General features: G+C 64.9%; 13 protein-coding genes and 1 pseudogene. 5 read left to right on the forward strand and 9 right to left on the reverse strand.

The window, feature by feature from the left end; all coding sequences use genetic code 11:
- The 3 genes and pseudogenes from I6E42_RS12340 to I6E42_RS12350 all read left to right on the forward strand — a co-directional run.
- A pseudogene (locus I6E42_RS12340) lies at positions 1-452 on the forward strand (DNA polymerase III subunit gamma/tau); the annotation flags it as partial.
- 52 nt (positions 453-504) lie between these two features.
- Positions 505-852: a YbaB/EbfC family nucleoid-associated protein gene (locus I6E42_RS12345; protein WP_235372314.1), complete on the forward strand. Its 348-nt coding sequence runs from the start codon at positions 505-507 to the stop codon at positions 850-852.
- Between the two features lie 163 nt (positions 853-1,015).
- Positions 1,016-2,404: an MATE family efflux transporter gene (locus tag I6E42_RS12350; protein WP_235372315.1), complete on the forward strand. Its 1,389-nt coding sequence runs from the start codon at positions 1,016-1,018 to the stop codon at positions 2,402-2,404.
- A 59-nt stretch (positions 2,405-2,463) separates the two neighbouring features.
- On the opposite strand, the gene gluQRS is transcribed toward I6E42_RS12350, so the two are convergent.
- The 4 genes from gluQRS to mltG all read right to left on the reverse strand — a co-directional run bounded on the left by gluQRS (position 2,464) and on the right by mltG (position 6,238).
- On the reverse strand, positions 2,464-3,411 hold the full coding sequence (gene gluQRS / locus I6E42_RS12355) for a tRNA glutamyl-Q(34) synthetase GluQRS (protein ID WP_235372316.1): 948 nt from the start codon (positions 3,409-3,411) through the stop codon (positions 2,464-2,466).
- Between the two features lie 20 nt (positions 3,412-3,431).
- The gene (locus tag I6E42_RS12360) at positions 3,432-3,809 is read right to left on the reverse strand and encodes a metallopeptidase family protein (RefSeq protein ID WP_235372317.1); all 378 of its coding nucleotides are present in this window, start codon (positions 3,807-3,809) and stop codon (positions 3,432-3,434) included.
- A 12-nt stretch (positions 3,810-3,821) separates the two neighbouring features.
- Entirely contained in the window at positions 3,822-5,042 is a 1,221-nt protein-coding gene (locus I6E42_RS12365; protein WP_235372318.1) for a peptidase U32 family protein, read from the reverse strand.
- Between the two features lie 65 nt (positions 5,043-5,107).
- The gene (gene mltG / locus I6E42_RS12370; RefSeq protein ID WP_235372319.1) at positions 5,108-6,238 is read right to left on the reverse strand and encodes an endolytic transglycosylase MltG; all 1,131 of its coding nucleotides are present in this window, start codon (positions 6,236-6,238) and stop codon (positions 5,108-5,110) included.
- Between the two features lie 110 nt (positions 6,239-6,348).
- On the opposite strand from mltG, the gene I6E42_RS12375 reads away from it, so the two are divergent.
- On the forward strand, positions 6,349-6,501 hold the full coding sequence (locus tag I6E42_RS12375) for a hypothetical protein (protein WP_235372320.1): 153 nt from the start codon (positions 6,349-6,351) through the stop codon (positions 6,499-6,501).
- 52 nt (positions 6,502-6,553) lie between these two features.
- Here I6E42_RS12375 and I6E42_RS12380 read toward each other — a convergent pair whose 3' ends face one another.
- Genes I6E42_RS12380 through I6E42_RS12395 form a run of 4 tightly spaced genes read right to left on the reverse strand, consistent with a single transcriptional unit; the run spans position 6,554 to position 9,070 of the window.
- Complete coding sequence (locus tag I6E42_RS12380) at positions 6,554-7,126, reverse strand: 5-formyltetrahydrofolate cyclo-ligase (protein ID WP_235372321.1); 573 nt, start codon at positions 7,124-7,126, stop codon at positions 6,554-6,556.
- A complete protein-coding gene (locus I6E42_RS12385) occupies positions 7,107-7,649 on the reverse strand; it encodes a DJ-1 family glyoxalase III (RefSeq protein ID WP_235372322.1) in 543 nt (180 codons plus the stop codon). Before I6E42_RS12385 ends, I6E42_RS12380 begins: the two co-directional genes overlap by 20 nt.
- A gap of 24 nt (positions 7,650-7,673) precedes the next feature.
- Positions 7,674-8,342, reverse strand: coding sequence for a dTMP kinase (locus tag I6E42_RS12390; protein ID WP_235372323.1), 669 nt, complete (start codon positions 8,340-8,342; stop codon positions 7,674-7,676).
- Positions 8,342-9,070 carry a WecB/TagA/CpsF family glycosyltransferase gene (locus I6E42_RS12395; RefSeq protein ID WP_235372324.1) on the reverse strand — a complete coding sequence of 243 codons (729 nt, stop codon included), beginning with the start codon at positions 9,068-9,070 and terminating at the stop codon, positions 8,342-8,344. Before I6E42_RS12395 ends, I6E42_RS12390 begins: the two co-directional genes overlap by 1 nt.
- A gap of 186 nt (positions 9,071-9,256) precedes the next feature.
- Here I6E42_RS12395 and I6E42_RS12400 point away from each other — a divergent pair, with 186 nt between their 5' ends.
- Positions 9,257-9,541, forward strand: a complete 285-nt coding sequence (locus I6E42_RS12400; RefSeq protein ID WP_235372325.1) for a DUF1294 domain-containing protein — start codon at positions 9,257-9,259, stop codon at positions 9,539-9,541.
- Positions 9,542-9,603: 62 nt separating this feature from the next.
- Here I6E42_RS12400 and I6E42_RS12405 read toward each other — a convergent pair.
- A partial coding sequence (locus I6E42_RS12405; RefSeq protein WP_235372326.1) for a hypothetical protein occupies positions 9,604-11,269 on the reverse strand: 1,666 nt, incomplete at its 5' end.

Below are 11,269 nucleotides of genomic sequence, written 5' to 3' on the forward strand. Positions count from 1 at the left end.
GTCCCGCACCGCCGCCCCGTCCCGTGCCCGCGCCCCAGCAGGCGGCGGCAAAGTCTCCCGCGCCCGCTCCCGCCCCCGCTTCCGGCGGCGACCGTGCCTTCTGGCCCTCCTTCGCCGCGGGCCTGCGGGGCAAGGTATCCCCCTCCGTCCTCCCCTATCTGAACAACCCCGCCAAGGTGACCGGAGTCTGGAAAAACGGCCTGCTCACCCTGTGGACGGACACTGAGTTCACCCGCTCCATGCTGAACAAGCCCGCCGTTCTGGAGGGCCTGACCCAGGCGGCCGCAGCCGCCTTCGGCGGACAGCCCCGGGTCAGCGTGGTCACCGGAAAGCCCCCGGCGGAGGACGCCCCCCAGTTGCCTCCCGCTCCCCAGCCCGAGGCCCCGGCGGAGGATGCCCTGGACCAGCTTCTGGCCTTCGGGGAACAGTTTGACAACATCGTGATTCAGTAATACCATTTTATGGATACGTGATAAAATCCAACAGTAAAGGAGTTATGTACCTATGGCAAAAGGCTATGGCGGCCGGGGGATGCCCGGCATGGGCGGCGGCATGAACATGAACATGCTCAAGCAGGCCCAGAAGATGCAGCAGGACATGATGCGGATGCAGCAGGAGCTCCAGGAGAAGGAGTATCAGGCCGCCGCCGGCGGCGGCGTGGTGTCCGCTGTGGTCAACGGCAAGCACGAGCTGAAGGCCCTGACCATCGACCCCGAGGCCGTGGACCCCGACGATGTGGAGATGCTCCAAGACATGATCGTGGCCGCCGTCAACGAGGCCATGCGTGCCGCTGACGCGGACGCCTCCGAGACCATGTCTAAGCTCACCGGCGGGCTGGGCCTGTCCTTCTGATCCGGCATTTTCTTCGGACCGCTGCGGCGCGCAGCGGTCCTTTTTTGTTTTTCCCCCTTGCCTTGGGAAAAAAGGGGGTATAAAATAATAAAAAACATATTTGCTCCGTTCCGGCGCGGCGGCGCCGGGGCGGTTTTTTCACTGACAGAAAGAAGTGAGTTCTTTGCCCCATCTCAACTCCCACGTTTCCAAAGAGCGCCCCGATCAGCGGCAAAAAATGCTGGAGACCCCCATCCCCGTCCTGGTAGGCGGGCTGGCGGTACCCACCATCATCAGCATGCTGGTCACCTCCATTTACAACATGGCGGACACCTACTTCGTCTCCCAGATCAACACCAGCGCCTCGGGCGCGGTGGGTGTTGTCTTCTCCATTATGTCCATCATCCAGGCCGTGGGCTTTACCGTGGGCATGGGCTCCGGCTCCATCGCCTCCCGTCTGCTGGGCCAGGGCAACAAGAAGGAAGCCGACACCTACGCCTCCAGCGCCGTCCTGACCGCCCTGGTGCTGGGCCTTACCCTGGCCGCTGTGGGCCTGCTGAATCTGCGGGAGCTGATCTGGCTGCTGGGCAGCACCAGCACCATCTACCCCTACGCCCTGGACTACGCCCAGTACATCCTCCTGGGCGCCCCTGTGATGATCCTGTCCTTCACCCTGAACAACCTGCTGCGCTGGCAGGGGAAGGCCAACCTGTCCGTCATGGGCCTGGCTACCGGCGGCATTTTGAACATGATCCTGGACCCCATCTTCATTTTTGTGTTCGGAATGGGGATCGGCGGGGCCGGCGCGGCCACCCTGCTGAGCCAGTGTGTCAGCCTGACCATTCTGTCCTCCTTCTTCGCCTTCAAGCGCAGCGACCTGCGGGTCAGCCCCGCCTGTGTGGCCCGGACCCCCCGGGTCTATCTGGCCATTCTGAAACAGGGCATGCCCTCCTTCTTCCGGCAGGGGGTCCTGAGCCTGTCCACCATGGCGGTCAACTACAACGCCCGGATCTACGGCGACGCCGCCGTGGCCTCCCTGGCCATCGTCACCAAGGTATTCATGGTGGTCAATTCCATCATCATCGGCTTCGGCCAGGGGTTCCAGCCCGTGCTGGGCTATAACTACGGCGCCGGCCGCATGGACCGGATGAAAGAGGCCCTGACCTTCTCCATCAAGACCTGTACCGCCATTCTTACTGCGGCCGCTATTCTGGGTCTGCTGTTCACCACCCCCATCATCACCTTCTTCCGGGACGACCCCCTGGTCATCGAGATCGGCGTCCGTGCCCTTCGGTTCCAGTGCTTCACCCTGCCCCTGGGAGCCATCGCCGTCTTTTCCAACATGTTTTTCCAATCTCTGGGCAAGTCCTGGCGGGCCACCATCCTGGCCGTCTGCCGACAGGGGCTGTGCATCCCCCTGGTCTTCCTCCTGTCCCACCTGTTCGACCTGTCCGGTCTGGTGGCCACCCAGGCCACCTGCGACCTGCTTTCCTTCCTGATCTCCAGCATTATCTTCCTCCAATACTTCCGGGGAGAATACGCCGCCGAATGTGCCCAGAGCCAATCCCATTAAATCAGTGTGATTGTTATAAAAACGCACCCCCGCCTGCTTCCAACAGGCGGGGGTATCTTTTATATTTCCGGACCGTTTCCATCTGCCGGCAGGAAACACACCATGTCTCCCCGGGGCACCCTGTCCCAGTTGAACAAGGGCAGCAGTTCCCGCGGGGTGACCGGAGCGTACTCCGGAAGGAGCCCGGCAGCGAAAGCCAGACGGCCCACCAGCTCGGGGGCGGTATATGTCTCCCGGAGCTGGCCCAGCTCCAGGTCCCGGTCCCGTTTGGCCAGGCGGCGGCCGTCGGGGGCCAGAAGCAGGGGAACATGGCCGTAGGCCGGATGGGGCAGGCCCAGGACCTCCTGAAGCCACAGCTGCCGGGGGGTGGAGTCCAGCAGGTCGCTCCCCCGGACCACCTGGGTGACCCCCATGGCCCCGTCGTCCACCACCACCGCCAGCTGGTAGGCGTACACCCCGTCGGACCGGCGGAGGATAAAGTCTCCGCAGTCCCGGTGTAACTCCTCTTTGTATTCTCCCTGCAATAAATCGCGGAATGTAATGGTTTTTTCCGGTACCTGCACCCGCCAGGCGGGCCGACGGGTCCTGGCGAGCGCCTCCCGCTCCCCCGGGGACAGGCGGCGGCACCGGCCGTCGTACACCGTCCCGCCGTCGGAGCGGTGGGGGGCGGAAACGGCCAGCCGCTCCGCCCGGGTGCAGTAACAGGGGTAGACCAGGCCCTGCCGCTCCAGCGAACGGAAAGCCTCCGCGTAGGCTTCGGTCCGTCTGCTCTGGTACATGGGCTGGCCGTCCCAGTCCAGGCCCAGCCACTCCAGGTCCCGCATCACCTGGTCGCAGTATTCCATTTTACAGCGGTCCGGGTCCAGGTCCTCCAGCCGCAGGACCATCCCGCCCCCAGCGCTCCGGGCGGACAGCCAGGCCAGCAGGCAGGACCACACATTGCCCAGGTGCATCCGCCCGCTGGGACTGGGGGCGAAGCGGCCCCGGACCATAGGTCTATCCGCCATGGGAACACACCTCCCGAACGTTACTCCTCCCCATACTCCTCCAACGCCTGCTTCAAAAATTCCAGATCCTTGTCATCCAGGGCGTGGAGGCCCGCCGTCTCCTCCATGTGGTGGGTGAACTCATGGGCCACAGTGGCGAAGATCTCGTCCTTCCAGGCCTCCTCGTCCTCCTCCCCCAGCAGGGCGGCGAAGGAGCCGTAGTACAGCAGGATGTACCGGCCCAGCATGTCGTGGACGTACTCCCCCATGATGTACATCTCCCCCGGGGGAAAGTCCGGGTCGGGGAGGGCCGCCTCCTCCAGCTGGATGCCGCCGTCCAGCTCTTCAAAAAAGGCCTCGGGGAAGTCCTGGGCGATCTCCTCCAGCCAGTCCCCCATCTGCTCATAGGTCGGTATCATGCACGCGCCTCCTCAGGGTGTCAAATCGGCCTGCCGCCGCAGCAGGGACAGGGGCGGCACCGGCCGGGGCAGGTCCATGACAAACTCCATCTGGGGCTTGCGGACCTCCTCCAGGGGGTTGCCCTCCCGGTCCCACAGGGCCTCCGCCCGCAGGGTCTGGGGCCGGACATCGGGGCCCACCAGCTCCAGCTCGTCCCCCAGGGCAAACTTGTTGTTCAGCGTCAGCACCGCTCTCCCGGTCTCATCGCAGGACTGGACCTTGGCCACAATCTGCCAGTCCCGGATATACCGGGAGTCCTCAACGAACTGGCCGGGCTGGCCGTAGAAAAAGCCGGTGGAGTAGTGCCGGTGGCTGATATGCTCCACCTCGTCCCGCCACACTGGGTCCAGGGGCTCCCCCGCCGCCGCCGCGTCGATGGCGTGGCGGTAGGCCCCGGTGACGATGGCGGCGTAATAGGCCGATTTGGCCCGTCCCTCCAGCTTCAGGGAGTCCAATCCCGCCTCCATCAGCTCGGGCACATGGTCGATCATACACATGTCCTTGGAGTTCATGATGTAGGTGCCCCGCTCGTCCTCGGCGATGGGGAAATACTCCCCGGGGCGCTTCTCCTCCACCAGGGCGTACTTATAGCGGCAGGGCTGGGCGCAGGCCCCCCGGTTGGAGTCCCGACCCGTCATGTAGTTGGACAGCAGGCACCGCCCCGAGTAGCTGACACACATGGCCCCGTGGGCAAAGGCCTCCAGCTCCAGCTCCCTGGGGGTCTTGGCCCGGATCTCCCGGATCTCCTCCAGGGACAGCTCCCGGGCCAGGATGACCCGGCCGGCCCCCAGGTCGTACCATGCCCGGGCGGTGACGTAATTGACGATGCTGGCCTGGGTGGAGATGTGGCACTGGACCTTGGGGGCGTACTTCTTGGCCAGGGACAGCACCCCCACGTCGGCCAGGATCAGGGCGTCCACCCCCAGGTCGTTCAGGTACTCCAGCCACTCCGGCAGGCAGGCGATCTCCTCGTTCCGGGGCATGGTGTTGCAGGTGACATGGACCCGGACCCCATGGGCCCGGCACAGCTTCACCGCCTCCGCCAGCTCCTCCGGGGTGAAATTGCCGGCGAAGGAGCGCATGCCGTACATGGTCCCCGCCAGATAGACGGCGTCGGCCCCGTAGGCCACCGCCATCCGCAGCCGCTCCATATCCCCGGCGGGGGCCAGCAGTTCGATGGGCTTGTCTCTCATGATCTCTTTCCTTCCTGACAGGGACACAGGGCAAGGGCAGCCGCCCTTGCCCTGTGTGTCTTTTTTTATTTCTTGTACCGCTCCTGAGACGCCAGGAACCGCTGCATCTCGTCATAATTCTTGAAGAAGTGGTGGACGTTGTCGTCCCCCAGGGCGTAATAGAAGTAGTCCGTCTTCTCCGGGTTCAGGGCCGCCTGGATGGACTCCAGACCGGGGTTGGCAATGGGGCCCGGGGGCAGGCCCTTGTACTTGTAGGTGTTGTAGGGGGAGTCGATCGCCTTGTCCGCCTCGGTGGGCACCTTTCCGCCGTTGATATAGGCCAGGGTGGCGTCAATCTGGAGGAAGCCCACGGTGCCGGCGTTGGGATTGTCCAGGCGGTTATAGATGACCGAGGCGATCCTGGTCCGGTCGGTGCCGTCGGTCTCCTTCTCGATGAGGGAGGCGATGGTCAGCAGCTCCTGGACGGAGTAGCCGCTCTCCGCCACCTTGGCGCGCAGCTCGTCGGAATACTTCTGGTCGAAGTTGACCAGCATCTTGTTGATGGCGTATAGGGCGCTGTGGGGGGTATTGAACTGGTAGGTGTCGGGGTAGAGGAAGCCCTCCAGGCGGTTGGCGTCCCCAAGGGGGATGTCCTTCAGAAAGGAGAAGTTGTAGTCGTGCTCCGCGGCCACCTCCGTCAGCTCCTCCACGGTGGACACGCCCTTGTCCTCCAGCAGCTGGAAAACCTGGGCCAGGGAATAGCCCTCGGGGATGGTGACGGTCACCTCCGCCTTGGTGGAGGAGTTGATGCTCATGCCGGACAGCAGGGCCCGGTAGTCCATGTCGGTGTTCAAGGTGTAGGTACCGGGGGCCACTTTATCCTTGCCTCCGGTGATGGAGGCAAAGAGCTTGAACAGGGACTTATACTCGATCAGGCCCTCTTTTTCCAGCAGCTTGGCCACGTCGTCGAAGGAGTCCTCCTTGGTGATGGTCACGGTGGCCTCCTTCGCCTCTTTGTTCAGTGCCAGCACGTCGTTGGCGGCGATCCAGCCCACACAGGCCAGCAGGATGGAAACGCCGATGACCATGATTACATAGATGGCCGCAAGGCCCATCACCGCTTCCGCGGAGCGGCGGCGCCTGCGTGCAGGGCGGCGCTCCGCCGTCCGGTCCTCCCGCCGGTCCCGTCTCGTATCGCTTCTTCGTTCTGATGCCATAGGGTCAGCTCCTAACACGCCCCCTTCCCGTCACCGGGGACAGGGGGTATCCATAGAATAGTACAGAATCGCGGAACGAAGGCTCCGCAAATCAAGTGAGGTGAAACTACATGTGCTGTGGAAACAACAATTGGGGCGGCGGCTGCGGCGGCTGCCTGTGGATCATCATCCTGATCATCATCCTGTTCTGCTGCTGCGGCGGCGGGAACTGGGGCGGCTGCGACAACAACTGCGGCTGTGACAACAACTGCGGCTGCTGCTGAGTAAGTCCGGGCAAGGGCGGGACTCCGGTCCCGCTCTTCCTTTTGTCAGGACTCAGGACAGGCTCTCGTCCTCGGTGAGCAGCAAGTCCACCCGGCTGTCGTGGGCCTCGGTGGGCACCTTGTCCCGGAGGACGGCCCGGCGGCACAGGCCCACCCGGAAACCGCCGAAATGCTCCAGCCAGCGGTCGTAATAGCCGCCGCCGAAGCCCAGGCGGTAGCCCTGCCGGTCATAGCACACCGCGGGGACCAGGATCAGGTCGATCTCCTCCTTGGGGATCAGGAGGCAGTCGGTGCTGGGCTCCTGGATTCCGAAGGCCGCTGAGTTCATGGGGATGGCCGGGTCATACAGCCGGACCTCCATCTGGTGCTCCGGCAGCATCCGGGGCAGACCCATCCGCTTGCCCTGGGCCGTCAGGGTCTCCACCAGGCGTCCGGTCTCGGGCTCCTTGCCGGGGATGCCCCAGAATGCGAAGATGGTCTTGGCCTCCTGAACCTGGGGCAGGGCTAGAAATCTGGCGAACAGAGCGTCATCACTGGCCCGCAGCTCCTGGGGCGTCAGGGCGGCCAGTTCTTTGCGCACCTGCTGGCGCAGATGCTTTTTCTCCTCAGCCATAGTGAACGGCATGGCGCACCTCCCGGGCCTTGTCCGTGCTGGACAGGACCTCCACTAATTTTAATCCAAAGTCGAAGGCAGAGCCGGCCGCCCGGCCTGTGACCAGTCTGACGTCCTCCACCGCGCCGGAATCCCTGCACACCCGGGCCCCGGTCAGCTGGTCCTCCATTCCCGGGTAGCAGACCGCCCGCTTTCCCTCCAGCAGGCCCCAGCGGCCCAAGAGGGTGGGAGCGGCGCAGATGGCGGCCAGGGGGATGTTCCGGGCCGCGGCCTCCCGGACCAGGCCCTCCACCGCGGCGGACCGGCCCAGGTTCCGGACCCCAACCCCGCCGCCGGGCAGGACCACCATGTCCGCCCGGTCCAGGTCCACCTGGTCCAGGGACAGGTCGGCTCGCACAGTGATCTGATGTCCACCGGTCACTTCCTCCCCCTCCAGGGCGGTGAGGGCCACTTCGATGCCCGCCCGGCGCAGCAGGTCGGCGGGGACCAGGGCCTCCGCCTCCTCAAAGCCGGGGGCCAGCAGGATATAGACCATACCAATCTCCTTTCCCGGAACGGCTCACAGCAGGGGAGCCGCCAAAGACCAGATCTCCTCGTGTATATCCCCGATGGAGCGCAGAGTGCCCCCCTCGTCCAGACAGGAGACCGTTTTCCAGCCCAGCACCTGGGCGGCCTGGAGGGCGCTTTCCCGGCAGGCGGCCAGATAGCCGGTGTCCAGTTCGTGGATGTCGGCCTGGGTGTGGGTGGCCGCCTCCCGGCTCCGGAGCAGCTCCACGGCCTTGTCCGTGGGCATGTCCAGATAGAGGACCAGATCGGGCCGGGGCAGACCCATTTTGTTGTGTTCAAAGTCGTCCAGCCACCGCAGGAAAGCGGGGCGGTCCGCTGGGGCGCACTTCACCGCCTGGTGGACGGCGTTGGAGGTGGTATAGCGGTCTGTGAGGACCAGTCCTCCCCCCTCATACCAGTCCCCCCACACCTTTTTCAGGGAGGCGTAGCGGTCCACAGCGTAGAAGGCAGAGGCCGCGTATGGATTCACGTCGGCGGGATTTTTCCCAAACTCGCCCCCCAGGTACATGCGGATCAGGGCCGAGGAGGGTTCGCTGTACTGGGGAAAGACCAGTTTTTGGTACTCCTTCCCCATACCATCCAGCCGCTGGCACAGAGCCCGGAACTGGGTGGACTTGCCTGAGCCGTCGGTGCCCTCAAAGACGATCAGCTTTCCGGCCATCAGTCCTTGCCCCCCTTGACCCGCTCCCCGGCGGCCTTCACCAGCACCAGGGGCAGCTTGGCCATGCGGCCGATGCGCTTAGGCTCCTTTTTCAGCCGGTAGGCCCACTCCAGGCCCAGCTTCTGCCAGGACTCGGGGGCCCGCTCCACATTGCCGGCGAACACATCCAGACAGCCCCCCAGGCCGATGGCCAGCCGGGCTCCCGTGTGGCGGCCCCAGCGGGCCATCCACTTCTCCTGCTTGGGGGCGCCCAGGCAGACGAACAGCAGGTCAGGCTGGGCGGCGGCCACCTCCAGCAGCACGGCCTCGTCATCCTTGAAGTAGCCGTCGTGGGTGCCGCACAGGACAATGTCCGGATACCGCTCCAGGATGCGGCGTCCCGCCTCCTGGGCCACGCCGGGCTTGGCTCCCAGCAGATAGAGCCGCCCCTTCCGCCCGTTGAGGCAGGCCAGCATCGCTTCCGCAAACTCGATGCCGGGCACCCGCTCTTTTAACGGTGTGCCCAAAATCTTGGCGGAATAGACCACCCCGATGCCGTCGGGCAGCACCAGGTCCGCCCCATTGAGCACGTCCATAAACTCACGGTCCCGCTCCGCCGCCAGAAGAAATTCCGGGTTGGGGGTGACCACATAATGAAATTGATCCTCCGCCAGCAGCTCGGCCCCCCGCTGGGCGGCCTCCCGCTGGGTCAGGTTATCAAACTGTACGCCTAAAATTTCTGTTTTCAAGCCATTCACTCCACGGTCGTTGGTTGCTCCGGCCGGGTTCTCCGGCCGCGATCGTTATATTTTACCATGGAGCAAACAAAAAGTCCATGAAATTTCCATGAAGGTTTCCGGAAGACAGATTTTTCTTGTCTTTTTCCTCCAGGCGGAGTACACTGTGTCCAAACCCGACCCAGAGGAGGTGATCCGGTGTCCAAAGAACTGTGGCAGCTGCTGGGGCTGTACCTGCTGCTGGTCAATTTGGCCGCGTTCCTGGTCATGGGGGCGGACAAGCGCCGGGCTAAGCGGGGCACTTGGCGCATTTCGGAAAAAGCCCTGTTCCTCCCCGCCCTTTTGGGCGGCGCCCTGGGCGGGGTCCTGGGGATGCGGACCTTCCGGCACAAGACCAAGCACTGGTATTTCCGCTTCGGTTTCCCCCTGCTGCTGGTCCTCCAGGCTGTCCTGCTGGGCTGGCTGGTGTGGAAATTCCGCTGAGCGGCCCCTGTCTGCATACAAAAACCTCCGGAAGCCAGCTTCCGGAGGTTTTTTGTTTCCGATCAGAACCGGTGTACCCAGCCGGACAGGAACCACACCGGCCCCAGCCAGGTCAGCATATAGACCAGCAGGTTCAGAGGGGACAGGGAGCCATAGGCCGGCACAGACACCAGATAGGCGCACAGCAGCATCCCCAACCCGGAGCCCAGACAGCACAGCACAGCCCCCATTCGGGTGGCCCGGCGCAGCCGCCGGGCGGCGGTGACGGATTCGGCAAAGGGGAACAGGCCCTCCCGGCACAGCAGGGCGGTGAGGGTCTCCCCATGGGGCTGCTCCGGGTCGGACAGCTCCCGGCGGCGCTCCACCGGGGGAAAGTCCATCTTGTCCGCCGCCAACTTGAACCGCTGGTGGAGCATGGCGGGGATCAAATTGAAGTCCCGGGTAGCCAGCACTGGCCCCACCTTCTCCCGCATCAGCTCCTCCAGGGAGGGGAACACGGTGTCAGGCAGGACGTAGCTCAGGGCAAAGATACCCGCCAGCTCCCCGTTGATGGCGCAGAACACGGCGTTTTTCACGTTCAGGCCCACGGGCAGGGTAATGTCCATCAGATTCATGAAGGCGGCGGAGCCCACCAGGACCTGGTCGCCCCGGATGTTGGCGGACAGGCCTCCTCCCTCATAGCAGCACAGCCGGTCGGCGTTGCGCATCAGGCCGCCCAGGGCCCGGAGCTGGTCGTGGAACAGCTTGGCCAGGCCGCTGCCGGAATCCCGGATCAGGGTGGCCGTATAGGCCACCACCCGCTCCATGGGGAAGTCCCCCAGCACCTTGTAGCCGTTCATCTCCACATAGCCCGGGGGAAACAGGTCGGTATCGGTGATGAGCACCCGGTCCCCCCGCCTGGAGCCGGCCACTCCGGGCCAGCCCGCCAGGGCGGCGCCGCTCTGGACCAGGCGGCGGGCCACCTTGTGGAAGGAGCGGCCATAGGCCAGGGAGCCGCCAAAGGCGGCGGTGGCGGTAAACAGGGCGGACAGCCCCCATACCAGGTTCTCCGGGCGTCCGGCGGCCACGGTGGCCAGAAGGGCCAGCAGCAGGTCGCCCAGCAGCAGCAGGGGGCAGACCCGCCGGAAGATCCGCTGGGCCCCGTCGTCGCTCTGGATCTGACTGCCGAAGCCCTCGGCGGTGCCCGACCATTTCGCGTAGGTGTCCCGGCCATTCCACTTTCCCTCGTCCAGGGTCACCCGGTAGGGTTCGGCGGCGGCGGCGGCCGTCCGGCAGGACAGGCGCAGGCCGCATTTTTTGTGATAAGTACCGTGAAGACTGAGCCACAGCCCCGTCAGAGCCACCACCGTATAGGGCAGACGGCCCGTCTCGTTGGGTAGCAGGGTCAGCATAACGCCGTCGGCCAGGGTGAACAGGGCGGACAGGGCGGCGAGGGTATCCATCCCCACCTTGCCCCGGAAGGCCCGCTTCAGGCCGTTCAGGACCTCGTCGATCCCCAGCAGCAGCCCCAGGGCCATCAGCCCCGCGGCCGCGGCGTTTTGGAGCCGGCTGTCGTCCAGGGGGGGCAGCCAAACCAGCCCCACCGCCGGCACCAGCAGCTGGACCAGGGCGGCCACGGACAGCAGAAACAGGAAAATGACCCGCAGGCGCATCCCCTTCAGCCCCTGACCGTAGGCCCGGGCCAGCTCCTTGGGGGGCACGTCCGGGGGCGGCGGATCGGGCCGGCGG

This window comes from Pseudoflavonifractor phocaeensis (genome assembly GCF_021531815.1).
Taxonomy (GTDB): Bacteria; Bacillota; Clostridia; order Oscillospirales; family Oscillospiraceae; genus Lawsonibacter; species Lawsonibacter phocaeensis_A.